Below are 15,504 nucleotides of genomic sequence, written 5' to 3'. Positions count from 1 at the left end.
TGTTGGCTAAACTATAAATTCGACATAATTCCTACCAATCCTCTTTGAATTGAAAATTTCTTGGGAAATTTTTTGGGATTATGTCGAATGGATATTTTTCACATATTGTAAGTGGAAAGTGAGGAATGCTATGAGGGAAATGGGGGTGCTATATGAAAAGGTTTATAGTAAGTGGAATCGTGATTCTGTGCCTTTTTTTCTGTTCAAGTTCTATTACTAGCGCAGAAAACAATGGAGTGAAAGTTGCCTTTATTCGTAATCATAATCTATGGATTAAATTCGGTGAAAAAGAAAAACAAATTACAAAAGGAGAGTACATAACAGGGCCGAAATGGTCACATAATGGAGAATGGCTTGCATATGCAAAAGGAAAGAAGCGAAATCATTTTGAACTGTATCGGCTGAAAGATGGCAAGAAAGTTACACCATCTCAATCAGCAACATCGAATTATCAATGGTCACCAACAGAGAATATAATTGCCTTTGTATTTGCACGTACATTAAATATATTTGATGTTGAAAAAAAGAAAGCAGATTTTGAAAATGTAGCCAATGGTGCAGGTGACTATGCATGGTATCCTGATGGTAAGAAGTTTCTTGTATCATCAGAAGCGTACTTGCTTCCAACAGGATGGACAGGTGCTCAGTTATATGAAATACAAAAGGATGCAAATATGAATCCTCATAAGATGAAACATTTATATGCACTACCGAATGAGCATGATGACTTTTTAGCATTAGTTGGAAGTGGATTTAAGTGGTCGCCAGATCAAAAATGGATTTCTTTTTTGGCAGTACCAACAGCTTCTTTGTCAGCGGATAGTAATACACTTTGCTTAATTCGATCAGACGGCAGTCGTTTTGAAACAGTAGATCAAATGTTATTAAACACACAATGGTTCAAATGGGCGTCAACAAAAAATATATTAGCCTATATTGAAGGAAGCGGGAGAGTTGCTTTAGAGAATAAGCATTTAAAAATAAAAGAATTGCCGGCTCTCCAGCAAAATACATTTACTCCAAAAGGCTATGTGGATTGGGATTTCACATGGAAGAACGATAATGTAATTATCGTTTCACGAGCAAAAGAAGCAGGGATAGAAACTCCGCCAGAAAAAAGACCACTACCATCTTTATATGAAGTAAATAGTATAAGCGATGAACAGCATCAAATTACAAAGCCATCAAATAGCCAAGGCGATTATAATCCTATTTTTATTAAGACGAGCAACCAATTGTTATGGATCCGTTCAAATCGTAAGAAAGCTGATGTATGGCTTGCTCATAGAGATGGGAAATATGAAAAGAAGTGGATTGAAAATATAGATGTGCCAGAGTGGTATTATGAGAAATGGAATTGGGAAGATGTCGTTTCGGTTAAAGACGAGTAAAAAAACCTGCCTGAAATATAATTGTTAGGCAGGTTTTTCAATGTTATTTATGTGTTTTATTTGGCTTTTTTTTCGCAGGGTTTCCGTTCCCTTGGCGCTTTCTGTTTTGTTCATCTTTTGCTTGTTTTTCATGTAATGTATCTAAAAAATCATTTGAGTTACTCATTTTTATATCTCTCCTTTTTTCATTACGTCCTAGTTACTATAACCATTTAGGAGGATAATCATGAGATAAAAGTTAAGCGCTTAGTTTTCTTCGGTAGTATACGTAAAATAGTCCATATGTAATGAATAACATAAGTAAAACTTGTAACTCTACATTTTCTTTTAAAATAGTTGCGACAGGAGCTGGTAAGTAAGGTGATGTATCGCTCGTTCCTAAACCTAACCATTTGTTTAAGAGGTTAAAGATACAAAACATGAAAACACCAGACCAGCTTGCGATAATTGCCTTCTGCTTAATTTTTGTTTCCCGTTCATCATCTGTAATCCAAGGATTAGCAGTTTTATCGCTATTAAAAAAGCCATTTATGTATCCCCATATGATCATTCCGATAAAGAAGATAATCCATTTCATATTTGTAATCCTCCTCTTCTTGTAAAAAGTATTTTACATATATATAATTGTAATATTTTCCGAATATTGATGTCAAACACTTTTTACATTCTGCTTTTTAAAATAGCAGGAGTAAAGAAAAAATTAGGGAAGAAATATGTGAGACTATTTCATAGTGAGAGGAAGAGGAGAATGAAACTTGTCTTTGTTCGGCATGGTGAAGGTGAGCATACGAAAGATTTACCATTAAGTTTACAAGCGGTGAATCCGCCATTGACGGGTGTGGGAAAGAAGCAGGCTAAATTACTTCAGTGCGATGTACCATTACAAGAAAAGGATATATTAATCGCTAGTCCTACACTTCGAACTTTACAAACTGCGGCAATATGGGGTGCGGAAGTTGCTTGTCAAAAAATTGTTCATCCATATATATCCCCGCGTATTTTCCCTTATCGGGAATCCGCCAAAACATTGCCGTGCGATCAATTGTTAGATCGAAAGGTAATAAAAAATTTATTTCCACATTTTTCATTAGAAGAAAGTACAAATGAATTGTTATGGAATGAGGGAGTCAATATTATCTCGGAGAAGGAATTTCAGCAAATAGTAGATGAATTTCTGCACTGGTGCTATCAGTTAAGAGCAGAAAAAGTTTGTATCGTTTCACATGATGGAACAATTACAGCGTATAGGCAATATTTACAGAAAGTCGCTTTAACTAGAGCTGATTTTTTGAAAGAAACGGGTATGTATGAAATGGACTTATAGGAGGGGGATTTGTAATGGAAGAGTTAGGGGGAAATGTGTACGACTTAAATGAGCAGAGAGTATACTTTGGCGTAGCGGAAATTAAGTAATATGCAAAATTGCATATTACACATATTTTAAATGGTTGGTATGAGTTTGGGGGGGGAACTAGTAGAATCCTTTTTACATAGTGATACAAAATCACATGTTAAATCGATAGCTTATGTAGATGGAAATGTAGCACTTATGTTTACAATACGCTGTATTTTACAGGCTTATTAACCATGACAAAATGTTAGAAGAAGGTGTTCAAGAAGCGAGATTAATCGATGAGGAGACACATACATTTCGATTATAGAAATAGTGTGAAACACGTTTATTCTATATTCGAATAAACGTGTTTCACATTTAACTCACATTTTTTTTACACTTTTTCAATGAAAATGATTATCACCTGTGGTATGATATGTTCAAGTTTTTACAGGTAATAAAAGTTACTATATATACGTTAGTATTTAATGTTTTGTATGTATGTCAAGAATTATTCACAATTAACATTTTAAAAGTAAGTAACTAATGTTATTATATTATCTGTAACTGACTTAATTACAACTTTAGGAGGAAGATATGATTATTCAATTTTTAAGAGAAAACAAAACAGTTTCTTTTGTATTAGCGATAATTCGAGTGTATCTTGGTTACACATGGGTAATGGCTGGAATCGGTAAACTACAAGGAAAAGGCTTCGATGCAACTGGTTATTTACAAGGTGCAATTGAAAAATCTAAAGGAGCACAACCAGCTGTTCAATCCTGGTGGGCATCATTCTTACAAGATTTTGCAATTCCAAACGTTGATTTATTTAATACACTTGTGACGTGGGGAGAAATTTTAGTCGGAATTGGTTTAATTGTGGGCTGTTTAACAAAAACAGCGGTCTTTTTCGGTCTTGTAATGAACTTTTCCTATATGTTTAGTGGGTCAATTGGTGTAAATCCTGAAATGGTTATCTTATCCATGTTCGTTCTTGTTTCTGGTATGAATGCTGGAAAACTTGGAATTGATGGCTTCGTTATACCGAAAGTATTAGGATCAAAAACTCAAAAACGCCAAAGACAAGCTGCTTAATATATGAAAACGGGTGTCTCAAAATGAGATACCCGTTTATTTTTCAGCACTTATAGGATTTTTCTCGAAGAAATCTTTTACATACCCTACAAATTCTTGTGGCTCTTGACGAAATGGAGCATGATAACCTTTTTCAATAATATGGAAAGTGCTATTTTTTAAGAATTGATGATAAGTTTCTCCTTCTTTCCAAGAAACGCTACTATCATTTCTTCCCCATATAATTAAAGTTGGTTGCTTAATTTCATTTGCATTGATTTGAAGACGCCTAGGCCATAATTTCATTTTATTATAATGCTCTTCATCATTACGCTTGAATTTAACTTTGCTCTCATCATAATCTGCAATAGAAGAAACGGCACTTAAATCAGTCGACACCTTTGGTCTTGGTGAACCTTGTTTATTAACGAGTGTATGAGGGCCGCCTGTAGCATCAGTTAAAATAAGGTGAGTAACCGCTTCAGGGTATAAATATGTTAAATTAAGAGAAATTTCTCCGCCCATCGAATGTCCCAGTATTGCGAATGAGTCATACCCTAGTTTTTTCATTAACTTATAATACAAATTTGCATGAGTTGGAAAAGAATAATAAAAATCCATCGGCTTAGAGGAACGTCCGAATCCTAAAGCATCAACAGAAATAATCGTATGATCTTTTGCTAAATCTGAGTAAATCTTTTGAAAACCATCGGATGATCCTCCAAATCCATGGATCATAAGTAAAGGTGGTTTTTCATCACCAATCTTTTTAAAGTAAATCGTTTGACCATCTATCTCTACCATTTTTTCCTCGGTAGCTAGTTTCGCTGTAATTGTATTTTTAACTTTTTTTACTTGTTCTACTGGCTTTTCTGCTGCACTACATCCTACTAATAGTGTAAGAGTAAGACAACCTACCATAAAATAGCTAAATCGCTTCAATTAGGTGTCCCCTTTCTAACATAACGCTGCATCTATCATAGCAAATAGCATATTACGATTTCCAGGAAGTTGATTACCATTCTTTATCATAAGAGGTGAAAGGAGCGTTTCCTGGAAATCTGCTGTTTGAAGAAATTGGCGGAATATGAATTGTGAGTGCGGAACATCAATGCGTATCGTCCCACTCCACGATTTACAAATCATTTCTAATAACTGAATAGCGTCTTTTTCTTTTTTTGAAATAAGCGGAGTGATACATAGTACATCTCCTTTTTGTATGCATAAAGCAAAAGCATCTATTTGATTATCCCGTTCTATTTTAAAGGAGTAAGTTGCTCTCGATAGTAGCGATGAAAAAAGCTTAGAACGATATGCACCAGTCGCAGTTTGATCAAGAAAAATGAGAGATTGAAGATCGGCTTGCTGAATTTGTTTTATGGGAAAAGAATTTGTACTTATATGAGCCGCTTGTTTTTCGAAACGATGAATTGTTGTTATTGATTGAAATCCATAAGATTCATATAAGGATTCGCCAGCTTTTGTTGCAATGAGCGTAATAGGGAGCGATGGATGAGTTACTTTTAAGCTAGTGTTTAACAAAATACGGCCAATTCCTTTTCTTTGAAAATCAGGATGCACGATTAACATACCGATAGAAGAAAATCCAGGGGCAAACGAAAAGACCCCGCCCGCTGCAATAAGTTTATTCTCATGTACATAGCCAAAAATTGTGCCAATGGAAAGGTACATATGGAATTGCTCTTTCATAAAAATCTCATGCTGTAACCACCCGACTGATTTGCAAAGAGAGAGTAAATCTGGAATGGAAGATTCGTCTAGTTTTACTGTTTTCATAAAGTTCACCATATTTCTATTTAAATTAGAAAAAATAAGAATAATATTACGAAATGTAAAATAATAGGTTCGTATTAAAAAAATCCAACATGTTTATATTTTTCTTTGTAAAGGGAAGTATGTTTGATATGACAAGACAAACTTATACAAATTATAACTGAAATTTACATAAGTTAACAAAAAATTTACATATAACTCATTTTCTCTTAACAGTCTTATATTAAATTTGATAGTGGGAAATGAATAACCTAATTAGGGGGACAAGACAGTGAAAAAGTTTGTAAAAAAAGCATGGCCATTTGCAGTTGTGGCGTCGTTAGCAGTTACTTCGGTAGCAACATGGAATTTTACGCGTTCTAGTGAGGTTAATGCGGATGAGAACGGAAACAATGCAAAAATTAAAAATGTCATTGTATTAATTGGGGATGGTATGGGGCCTTCATATATGACAGCTCATCGTTATATGAAAGATAATCCAAAAACATTTGAGATGGAATCTACAGAATTTGATAAGCATCTTGTAGGAACACAAAAAACATATCCAGAAGATGAACATGAAAATATTACAGACTCTGCATCGGCAGCTACTGCGATGTCAGCAGGTATAAAAACATATAATGCAGCTATTGCAGTAGATAATGATAAAGCTGAAGTGAAAACAGTGCTTGAGCAAGCGAAAGAAAAAGGGAAGTCAACGGGACTCGTTGCAACGTCTGAAATTACGCATGCAACACCAGCTGCATTCGGTGCACATGATATTAGTCGTAAAAATATGGACGCAATTGCAAATGATTACTTTGATGAGAAAATTAAAGGTAAGCATAAAATAGATGTTATGCTTGGCGGCGGCGTAAATAACTTTGTTAGAAAAGACCGCAATCTTACAGAAGAATTTAAGAAGTCTGGTTATAGTTATGTAACAGATCGTAATCAATTATTAAATGATAAAAGCGATCAAGTTCTTGGCTTATTTGCACCAGGTGGTTTAGACAAAATGATTGACCGTACTGACAAAACACCTTCATTAGAAGAGATGACAAATACCGCGATTGAGCGCTTGAACAAAAATAAAAATGGTTTCTTCTTAATGGTCGAAGGTAGTCAAATTGATTGGGCTGGACATGATAATGATATTGTCGGTGCAATGAGTGAAATGGAAGACTTCGAAAAAGCGTTTAAAGCAGCAATTGAGTTTGCGAAAAAAGATAAGAACACATTAGTTGTTGCAACTGCAGACCATGCTACTGGCGGATTATCTTTAGGTGCGAATGGTGAGTATAACTTTAAAGTAGATCCGATTAAAGCTGCGAAACGTACGCCAGACTTTATGGCAAGTGAGATTGTAAAAGGTGCAAATGTAGAAGAAACATTGAAAAAGTATATTGATCTACAATTAACACCAGAAGAAATTAAAGCTGTAAATGATATAGCTCCATCAAAAGATGTAACAAAGATTGATAATGCAATTGAAGATATCTTCAATAAGCGTTCGGTTACAGGTTGGACAACGGGTGGACATACAGGTGAAGATGTAAACGTATATGCATTCGGACCGGGTAAATACTTATTCTCTGGCGTTCAAGAGAATACAAATATAGCTAAACGTGTCTTTGACATTGTTGGCGGCGGCGACCCGAATAAAGGAAGACGCTAATTATAAATGAAAGTGAGGCGAAATGCCTCACTTTTCTTTTTAGGAGATGGAAAGATGAGAGTTTTTTTAGGGAAATTAAGATTCCTTCTAGTATTTGTATTATTGCTAGTTGGATGTCAATCTCAAGAGAATAATATAGAACAAAAATCTGCTGGGAAAACTGAGGAAAAGGTACATATAACGAAAGAAGAAGAGAAATCCATTCAAGATGTTATTGAGGCATTTGTACGGACGACGAATGAAAAAAATCTTGCTGAGCATATGGAGTTATTTTCAAAGAAGATGCCTAGTGCTGAAGACTTAAAAACACAAAAGGAAGCGGCATTTCAAAAGGGAAATAAGAAAATAGAATTGGAACATATGAATATGAAAGCTCTTAAAGGTGGGCTTGTTATTGTTGAAACGGAGGAAAAAGAAGTAGATGGAGGGGTTACTCTTCAAAAGAAAATGCAGTATGCACTTGGAAAAGAAGATGAAGGGTGGAAGATTGAAGAAGTTCGTACGATAGAGAAGAAATAAAGTGAAACTTTAATCAGTGGGAGTCTTACTGCCCGCAAATAGCGGAATAAAAAAAGGTTCTCATAGGAGAGAACCTTTTTAAAGTGGTAATAAAATTTGATTTGAACATGCTTCAATGTCATCAATATCTTGACGGATTGTTGCCATCTTATTATCGAGATCTTCAGCTTTCATAGCAGCGTCATGTAGTTCATCCTTCAAATAATCAGGTATATTTCCTTCATATTTGTAGTAAAGTTTATGTTCTAAACTTGCCCAAAAGTCCATCGCAAGTGTACGTAATTGAATTTCTGCAAATACATCTTTCGTACCAGAATTTAGTAACAATGGATATTTAATAATCATATGCAAACTTTTATAGCCATTTCCTTTTGGATTGGCAATATAATCTTTTACTTCTACAATTTCCATGTCTCCACGATTTTCAATAACCCCTTTTAAATGGTAAATATCTTCTACAAAGCAACATGTAATACGGATGCCAATAATATCTTGTAATTGTGTTTGAGCATTTTCAACTGTTGGTGATAAATTTTTACGCTCAAGCTTCCTAATGATACTTTCGGGTTGTTTAAGTCTTGTTTTTATATGTTCAAACGGGTTGTAGTCTTCTAAAAATTGAGCTTCCCGGTTCATAATTTCAAATTTAGTTTTTAACTCTTCTAAAGCAAATGTATAAGGTAATACAAAAGCTTTCCAGTAGTTAACGGTTGATTGGTTATATTCCATTTATATACACACCTTTTCTTATTTACAAGTGAAGTTGTTATTATACTAAACACCAAATCATGTAGGCGCAAGCAGCAAATGATGAGATCATAAAGCGATATTTAGTTTTCATCTTTTCAACCCCTTTCAAATGAAATTATATATGAATAAACGTCATTGTTAGTAATTTCACTATGTACAATTCTTATAGTAATAGATTCATGTGAAATTCGTATGAACTAATTGTTTCAGCTTTTTGTCTTTTTGCTAATGACTTTTGGTTTTGTTTATTATAATTACCTTAAATTGTAATAAAGGAGAGAGTATGATGAATCCAAAAGATAATGAATGAATTCTTTAAAAAGCATTTACCGATGTTAAAATATAATAATTTAGTTTGCATTACGATTGATAAATCAACCAATGAATTAATTGGTTTTATAAAACTGACAGACGATAAAGAAGTAAAACAAATACTGTCTAGAGAGGAATGTTTACAAAAAGCACTTCAATTTTTAGAACGAGTTATTCCAGATAGCACACAATATCTTCGTCTTTGGGAAGAACGTGAAGAAGCAGAAGATGGGATTGAAAGATTTACCTTTTCTGTATATGTGAATGGGATTCCAGCAGAGTATAACCAATTTAGGGTCAATATCAATACAGAAAATGGTGCTGTGATGCACTACTCAGGAGAATCTAGCAACTTTATAAAAGAATTACTTGCATATGAAACAACACCAAAAGTAACAAAAGAAGAAGCGTTAGAAATATACAGAGAGGCTATCCGAGTTAAATTAGAATGGTCTATAGATCATGACGTAGAGGAAACGGTATATCAATTGCTGTATAAACAAACAACGGATGAAAATTATAAAGAATTCTTCGACTGTAGTCGAGAAATTCGTTATATTGATGCGCATACTGGGGAGAAAATTTGGAGTGAATACTAGTAAAAGCCAATCGATACGTATCGATTGGCTTTTACTATGTTCTTAGAATTATTTATTAATTGCCGTTAAGTGGTTGAAGAATACCATCTTGAGCTTTTGACCAATCATATAGGTTTCCATCAGATCCCACTGCAAAATTTAGAGCACGTGAGTTCTCAGGAGATTCGCGTCCGTATAAGACGTCGTATAGTTTAATACCATTTATTGTGCCAATTAGTTTGTCTTCGCCGGAGCCGTAACGAATTTCATCTGAGCGAGCTCCCATTCTTTTTTCTAGAACTTTTACAGCATCTTCACTTGTGAATGTAATAGTATCAGTTTGTTTATTTGGTTGCTTAGCTGGTTGTTGTTCTTTTTGTGTGTTTTTAGATTCTGCTTCAGGTTTTGTATTATTTTTAACTGTGTCGTTATCTTCATTTTTTTTGTTGTTTTCAGTAGTTGCGTTATTCTCGTTTGTTGCATTTTCCTCAGTTTTTACACTGTCTTCATCTTTTTGTGTATCTTCTGTTTTTGTGCTGTCTTTTGATGCTGCAGTATCCTGTTTAGTCGTTTCAGTTTTTGTGGGCGAAGTTTGTTGTCCGCAAGCTGACAGTAAGAAAAAAGATAGTGTGAGTACTACTAATTTTGTTATTTGTGAAGTAAAGTATTGCATGAAAACACCTCTTTCAAAATTTTGGAACTTAACATATTGTAATACATTGGAAAAAATATTCAAGGTATGAAAGACTTATTTCGTTCGACAAAAAGCTAAGGATTCCATATTTATATCGTACAGACACAAACAACCTCACGCCCACATACACATAGTAAAGACCACTATTTTGGCGGAGGTGAAAGGTTTGAGTCTATTCGCCGCAATTGGATATATGGTTCGAGAAGTGTTTGTCTTTGTTTCTTATGTGAAGAACAATGCGTTCCCGCAGCCGTTATCATCAGATGATGAGAGAAAGTACTTAGAGTTAATGGAGCAAGGTGATGCTCAAGCGAGAAATCTTTTAATTGAACATAATTTACGGCTTGTAGCTCATATCGTTAAGAAATTCGAAAACACTGGTGAAGATGCAGAAGATTTAATTTCAATTGGTACCATTGGGCTTATTAAAGCGATTGAAAGCTATTCAGCAGGGAAAGGAACTAAGCTTGCAACATATGCAGCACGCTGTATCGAAAATGAAATTTTGATGCATTTACGTGTGCTGAAGAAAACGAAAAAAGACGTTTCACTTCATGATCCAATCGGGCAAGATAAAGAGGGTAATGAAATATCGCTTATTGATATATTAAAATCAGAATCAGAAGATGTAATTGATATGATTCAGCTTAGTATGGAGTTAGAAAAAATTAAAGAGTATATCGATATTTTAGACGAACGAGAGAAAGAAGTAATTGTGAAGCGTTTTGGACTTGGGCTTGATAAAGAGAAAACACAGAGGGAGATTGCGAAGGCACTCGGTATTTCAAGAAGCTACGTATCGCGAATTGAAAAGCGTGCTTTAATGAAAATGTTCCACGAATTTGTGCGGGCTGAGAAAGAGAAAAAAGCAAAAGAATAATGTATATTGTAGGCAGCTACACTTTAAAAGTGGCTGCTTTTCTTTCGGGAAAACGGAAAGAAAACGAGCTGTTCTAAGAAGAAATACATGTTCACTGTTGAAAATGGCGGATTCTATCTGTAATATTAGAAGGTGCTAAACAATTTAAGAATAAAAATTATACTTAGTTTTTCATCGTGTATAACGAGACGGCTCCATTCTATATGTGGGAATAAGAACCAATTTTACATATGATATAGAGAGAAAAGAAGGGGAAACTAAAGTTATAGGCTGATTAGGAGGTTTCGTAATTTGCGACGGACATTATATCGACTTATGATCGAACTTACAAATGGTCGTTTTACTTCTTATATATTACGTAAATTTGCACAATCTCGTTTGAGCTCTATCATTATTCCATCGTATGCGAAAGTTTTTCAAATTAATCAAGATGAGATGGAAAAGGGTTTGAAGGAATATCGAACATTGCATGATTTATTTACACGTAGGCTAAAAGAAGGAAAGCGTAGTATTGATACTGATGCATCGAGTATCGTTAGTCCTGTTGATGGTGTTTTTGCTGATCAAGGTCCTATTGAGGATACAAAAACATTCGATATAAAAGGAAAGCGTTATTCAATTGTGGATATGCTAGGTAATGAAGAGCGTGCAAAGCGATATGCAGGCGGTACATATATGGTAATTTATTTGAGTCCAAGTCATTATCATCGTATTCATAGTCCGCTCTCTGGCTCTGTGACTGAAAGATTCGTACTCGGCAGAAAATCATATCCGGTAAATGCAGCGGGTATGGAGTATGGGAAAGAACCATTGTCAAAAAATTATCGCTCTGTTACAGAAGTAAATAGTGAAGGCGAACGTATGGCACTTGTAAAAGTAGGTGCTATGTTTGTTAATAGTATTGAGCTCCTTCATGAAAGAAGTACTGTTCAAAAAGGTGAAGAGATGGCATACTTTACATTTGGCTCAACAGTTGTTTTATTATTTGAAAAAGATATGATTGAAGCAGTGCAGGAATTGACAAGTGGGCAAGAGCTACGTCTTGGTGAAAAAATTGCAACCCGAGTATCACATAAGTAAAGAAAAGATTTTATAATATACTTATGAAGCTCTAATTAAGAAATGTGGACAAAGATGCTTAATGAAGAAATCCCCTAGATGGGAGTACTTGTTTATTCGAGAGCCATCGCAGGATGGCTCTTTTTACAGGTCAATCAGCAATCTATATGTACTCAAGAAGATTTGACGAGCTTGTCCTCTAATGAGCGTCTAATAATTTCTTGTTTTATAAGTAAAATGAAGTCGGGATTTAATTTTAGTTCTTTTGCTTTATAATAAGACTCAGTGAGTAAATCAGTAGATAACTGTTCCATATGTTTTGTTTTCAAGGGGAGCCACCTCCTAATAATATAAGGATTGATTCGTTGTTGCATTTAATGTACCAAAAAAATATGACAGTCACAAATAAGAGGTTATCCACATACCTCAGTGGATAAAGTGTGCATAGAGTGTTAGTAAATTCCGAATTAACTGAAAAGTTAATGTGGAAAGTGTGTACAAGTTTATCCACAGGTTATCTATCGAAAAATGTTGTCGAAAAATTTTATGAAAAATCCTCAAAGAGGTGAAAGAAATTGAAGTTATTTTTACCAAATGAATATGTGAAAAATGTATATCATGTTCAACCGGAAGATTTGAAAAAACGTGGAATTAAAGGAGTTATTACCGATTTAGATAACACTTTAATTGAATGGGATCGTCCGAACGCAACACCACAGCTTGAAGAGTGGTTTTTGAAAATGAAAGAAAATGATATTCAAGTAACGGTTGTTTCAAATAATAACGAGCAACGCGTTAAAGAATTCGCTGATCCATTAGGTATTCCGTTTATTCATAGTGCGCGCAAACCGTTTGTCCGCGCATTTAAGCGTGCGATACACGAGATGCACCTGCAGCCAGATGAAGTTGTAGTAATTGGAGATCAGTTACTAACGGATGTGCTCGGTGGGAATCGTGTGGGACTTCATACAATTTTAGTTGTACCGGTAGCGCAAACGGACGGATTGGTGACACGTTTTAATCGGAAAATTGAACGAAGAATTATGAGAAACATGAAGAAAAAAGGCTTAATTAACTGGGAGGAATAAAGTTTGACTGAAACAATTAAATGTATTGGTTGCGGTGTAGAAATTCAAACAGAAAATAAAAATGAAGTAGGATACGCTCCTGTATCATCTTTAGAAAAAGAACAAGTAATTTGTCAACGTTGTTTTCGTTTGAAACATTATAACGAAATTCAAGATGTATCTTTAACAGATGATGATTTCCTTCGTATTTTGAACGGAATTGGACAATCAGACGCACTAGTGGTTAAAATCGTAGATATTTTCGATTTCAATGGTAGCTGGTTACCGGGCTTACATCGTTTTGTAGGGAACAATAAAGTATTACTTGTAGGGAATAAGGCTGACTTAATTCCAAAGTCAGTTAAGCATGATAAAGTAAAACATTGGATGCGCTATAGTGCAAAGCAACTTGGTTTAAAACCAGAAGATGTCTTTTTGATTAGTGCAGCTAAAGGACAAGGAATCACTGAACTTGCTGATGCAATTGAGCATTACCGCGAAGGTAAAGATGTTTATGTTGTTGGATGTACGAATGTTGGTAAATCAACATTTATTAATCGTATGATTAAAGAGTTTAGTGATGAGACTGAGAATGTAATTACAACATCACATTTCCCAGGAACAACGCTTGATTTAATTGATATCCCATTAGACGAAACATCATCTTTATACGATACACCAGGTATTATTAATCATCATCAAATGGCGCATTATGTTGGGAAACAAAGCTTAAAGCTTATTACACCGACTACAGAGGTTAAGCCGATGGTATTCCAATTAAATGAAGAACAAACATTATTCTTTGGTGGATTAGCACGATTTGATTATGTAAGTGGAGGTCGTCGTGCATTTACTTGTCATTTCTCAAACCGTTTAACAATCCATCGTACAAAGCTTGAAAAGGCTGATGAATTGTACGAAAGACACGCTGGAGAAATGTTGAATCCACCGACACCAGAAGAATTAGAAAATATGCCAGATTTTGTGAAATATGAATTTAATATTCGTGAGCCAAAAACGGACGTTGTATTCTCTGGATTAGGCTGGGTTACTGTAAATGAATCAGGAGCGAAAATTGTTGCTCATGTACCAAAGGGAGTAAGTGTTTCATTACGTAAATCTTTAATTTAATATGGAGAGGGATTTATGAAACAATTATATGGTGTAATCGGAAATCCAATTGGACATTCATTATCACCCGTTATGCATAACGATGCATTTGAACACTTGAATATGGATGCCCATTATCATGCGTTTCTTGTAGAAGAAGAAGCGCTAGGGGAAGCAGTAAAAGGTTTGAAAGCATTAGGTATTTCAGGATTTAATGTAACGACTCCGCATAAAGTTGCAGTTATGGAGTACTTGGATGAGGTTGCCCCGCTAGCAAGGCAAATCGGTGCGGTAAATACAGTAGTTCATCGAGATGGAAAATTGATTGGGTATAATACAGATGGAATTGGTTTTGTTCGTGCCCTGCAGTCAATTAGTGAAGATCCACTTCAAGAGAAACGTATTTTATTAATCGGTGCAGGTGGTGCTAGCCGAGCTATTTACTTCTCGCTTGCAGATGTAGGTGTGAAAGAAATTGATATTGCTAATCGTACGAGAGATAAGGCGGAAAATCTTATCGCTGGGTGCATGGCAAATGTTAATTCGCATGCTCTATCGTTAGAATGTGCAGCAGAAAATCAAGGGGAATATGATATTATCATCCAAACAACAACGATAGGTATGCATCCACATGTTGCGTATACGCCGCTGGAAATTCGTTCATTGAAACAAGGAACGATTGTTTCTGATATTATTTATAATCCATTTGAGACGAAAATTTTAGGCGATGCGAAAGAACAAGGTGCAATAATTCAAAATGGAATCGATATGTTCGTTTATCAAGGTGCACTTGCATTTGAAATGTGGACAGGGTGTGTGCCGAATATTGATAGAATGAAACAATTAGTAATGAGAGAGCTTGGAGGCTAATTATATGTTAACAGGAAAACAAAAAAGATTTTTACGTGCAAAGGCACATCATTTAACACCGATTTTTCAAGTTGGAAAAGGTGGCGTGAATGAAAATATGGTGAAACAAATTGGAGAAGCGTTAGAAGTTCGTGAACTATTTAAAGTGAGCGTATTACAAAACTGTGAATTTGATCGTAGTGAAGTTGCAGAAGAGCTTGCACAAGGTGCACGAGCTGAAATCGTTCAAGTAATCGGAAGCACAATTGTTTTATACAAAGAATCAAGAGAAAATAAGCAGATTAAACTTCCTCGATAAAAGATATACGTGAGTTATTTCGTAGTGGACGCTGGATATGTAGAAAGCGAAACCAATTGAACTTTTATTAACAGTGGGCTCTCTTCGAATATGTATGGGGAGAGTTGCTGTATGT

18 protein-coding genes and 2 pseudogenes are annotated in these 15,504 nt (G+C 34.9%); 13 read left to right on the top strand and 7 right to left on the bottom strand.

The window, feature by feature from the left end:
* Window positions 1-152 precede the first annotated feature (152 nt).
* Entirely contained in the window at window positions 153-1,391 is a 1,239-nt protein-coding gene (locus AB3X48_RS02485; RefSeq protein ID WP_367958713.1) for a TolB family protein, read from the top strand.
* Window positions 1,392-1,434: 43 nt separating this feature from the next.
* Here the strand turns inward: AB3X48_RS02485 and AB3X48_RS02480 are convergent, their stop codons facing one another.
* The gene (locus tag AB3X48_RS02480) at window positions 1,435-1,557 is read right to left on the bottom strand and encodes a DUF4023 domain-containing protein (protein WP_000071861.1); all 123 of its coding nucleotides are present in this window, start codon (window positions 1,555-1,557) and stop codon (window positions 1,435-1,437) included.
* Window positions 1,558-1,629: 72 nt separating this feature from the next.
* A complete protein-coding gene (locus tag AB3X48_RS02475; RefSeq protein WP_016106194.1) occupies window positions 1,630-1,968 on the bottom strand; it encodes a hypothetical protein in 339 nt (112 codons plus the stop codon).
* Between the two features lie 171 nt (window positions 1,969-2,139).
* Here AB3X48_RS02475 and AB3X48_RS02470 point away from each other — a divergent pair, with 171 nt between their 5' ends.
* From AB3X48_RS02470 to AB3X48_RS02460, 3 genes and pseudogenes are all read left to right on the top strand, one after another.
* Window positions 2,140-2,715 (top strand): histidine phosphatase family protein, encoded by a 576-nt coding sequence (locus AB3X48_RS02470; protein ID WP_016106193.1) that lies wholly within the window; start codon window positions 2,140-2,142, stop codon window positions 2,713-2,715.
* A 2-nt stretch (window positions 2,716-2,717) separates the two neighbouring features.
* Window positions 2,718-3,052 (top strand): annotated as a pseudogene (locus tag AB3X48_RS02465) (delta-aminolevulinic acid dehydratase); the annotation flags it as partial.
* A 269-nt stretch (window positions 3,053-3,321) separates the two neighbouring features.
* Entirely contained in the window at window positions 3,322-3,822 is a 501-nt protein-coding gene (locus AB3X48_RS02460; RefSeq protein WP_002199313.1) for a DoxX family protein, read from the top strand.
* A gap of 36 nt (window positions 3,823-3,858) precedes the next feature.
* Here the strand turns inward: AB3X48_RS02460 and AB3X48_RS02455 are convergent, their stop codons facing one another.
* A complete protein-coding gene (locus AB3X48_RS02455; protein ID WP_016106192.1) occupies window positions 3,859-4,743 on the bottom strand; it encodes an alpha/beta fold hydrolase in 885 nt (294 codons plus the stop codon).
* A 15-nt stretch (window positions 4,744-4,758) separates the two neighbouring features.
* Window positions 4,759-5,598: a GNAT family N-acetyltransferase gene (locus AB3X48_RS02450; RefSeq protein ID WP_002160423.1), complete on the bottom strand. Its 840-nt coding sequence runs from the start codon at window positions 5,596-5,598 to the stop codon at window positions 4,759-4,761.
* Window positions 5,599-5,866: 268 nt separating this feature from the next.
* Between AB3X48_RS02450 and AB3X48_RS02445 the strand changes: the two genes are divergently transcribed.
* Complete coding sequence (locus AB3X48_RS02445; protein ID WP_016106191.1) at window positions 5,867-7,252, top strand: alkaline phosphatase; 1,386 nt, start codon at window positions 5,867-5,869, stop codon at window positions 7,250-7,252.
* A 54-nt stretch (window positions 7,253-7,306) separates the two neighbouring features.
* Window positions 7,307-7,771, top strand: coding sequence for a hypothetical protein (locus tag AB3X48_RS02440; protein ID WP_016106190.1), 465 nt, complete (start codon window positions 7,307-7,309; stop codon window positions 7,769-7,771).
* Between the two features lie 78 nt (window positions 7,772-7,849).
* Here the strand turns inward: AB3X48_RS02440 and AB3X48_RS02435 are convergent, their stop codons facing one another.
* Entirely contained in the window at window positions 7,850-8,500 is a 651-nt protein-coding gene (locus AB3X48_RS02435) for a GTP pyrophosphokinase (RefSeq protein WP_002111928.1), read from the bottom strand.
* Window positions 8,501-8,820: 320 nt separating this feature from the next.
* Here AB3X48_RS02435 and AB3X48_RS02430 point away from each other — a divergent pair.
* Window positions 8,821-9,432 (top strand): annotated as a pseudogene (locus tag AB3X48_RS02430) (YcdB/YcdC domain-containing protein); the annotation flags it as partial.
* Between the two features lie 55 nt (window positions 9,433-9,487).
* Here the strand turns inward: AB3X48_RS02430 and AB3X48_RS02425 are convergent.
* Window positions 9,488-10,084: a hypothetical protein gene (locus AB3X48_RS02425; protein WP_016106188.1), complete on the bottom strand. Its 597-nt coding sequence runs from the start codon at window positions 10,082-10,084 to the stop codon at window positions 9,488-9,490.
* A gap of 187 nt (window positions 10,085-10,271) precedes the next feature.
* Here AB3X48_RS02425 and sigK point away from each other — a divergent pair, with 187 nt between their 5' ends.
* Together sigK and AB3X48_RS02415 are read left to right on the top strand one after the other, a co-directional pair.
* Window positions 10,272-10,985, top strand: coding sequence for an RNA polymerase sporulation sigma factor SigK (gene sigK / locus AB3X48_RS02420; RefSeq protein WP_000051382.1), 714 nt, complete (start codon window positions 10,272-10,274; stop codon window positions 10,983-10,985).
* A 291-nt stretch (window positions 10,986-11,276) separates the two neighbouring features.
* Entirely contained in the window at window positions 11,277-12,065 is a 789-nt protein-coding gene (locus AB3X48_RS02415; RefSeq protein ID WP_002160430.1) for a phosphatidylserine decarboxylase, read from the top strand.
* 152 nt (window positions 12,066-12,217) lie between these two features.
* Here the strand turns inward: AB3X48_RS02415 and AB3X48_RS02410 are convergent, their stop codons facing one another.
* Window positions 12,218-12,373: a sporulation histidine kinase inhibitor Sda gene (locus AB3X48_RS02410; protein ID WP_002015226.1), complete on the bottom strand. Its 156-nt coding sequence runs from the start codon at window positions 12,371-12,373 to the stop codon at window positions 12,218-12,220.
* 246 nt (window positions 12,374-12,619) lie between these two features.
* Here AB3X48_RS02410 and AB3X48_RS02405 point away from each other — a divergent pair, with 246 nt between their 5' ends.
* Genes AB3X48_RS02405 through yhbY form a run of 4 tightly spaced genes read left to right on the top strand, consistent with a single transcriptional unit; the run spans window position 12,620 to window position 15,389 of the window.
* On the top strand, window positions 12,620-13,132 hold the full coding sequence (locus AB3X48_RS02405) for a YqeG family HAD IIIA-type phosphatase (protein ID WP_002160431.1): 513 nt from the start codon (window positions 12,620-12,622) through the stop codon (window positions 13,130-13,132).
* Window positions 13,133-13,135: 3 nt separating this feature from the next.
* Window positions 13,136-14,242 (top strand): ribosome biogenesis GTPase YqeH, encoded by a 1,107-nt coding sequence (yqeH, locus tag AB3X48_RS02400; protein WP_002160432.1) that lies wholly within the window; start codon window positions 13,136-13,138, stop codon window positions 14,240-14,242.
* A gap of 15 nt (window positions 14,243-14,257) precedes the next feature.
* Window positions 14,258-15,091 (top strand): shikimate dehydrogenase, encoded by an 834-nt coding sequence (gene aroE, locus AB3X48_RS02395; protein WP_002160433.1) that lies wholly within the window; start codon window positions 14,258-14,260, stop codon window positions 15,089-15,091.
* A gap of 4 nt (window positions 15,092-15,095) precedes the next feature.
* The gene (yhbY, locus tag AB3X48_RS02390) at window positions 15,096-15,389 is read left to right on the top strand and encodes a ribosome assembly RNA-binding protein YhbY (protein WP_002015220.1); all 294 of its coding nucleotides are present in this window, start codon (window positions 15,096-15,098) and stop codon (window positions 15,387-15,389) included.
* Window positions 15,390-15,504 lie beyond the last annotated feature (115 nt).

The sequence above is a fragment of the Bacillus sp. S4 genome (genome assembly GCF_040838205.1).
GTDB lineage: Bacteria > Bacillota > Bacilli > Bacillales > Bacillaceae_G > Bacillus_A > Bacillus_A cereus_U.
Note: the sequence above shows the minus strand (reverse complement) of the source record. Positions and strands in the feature narration are given on the sequence as shown.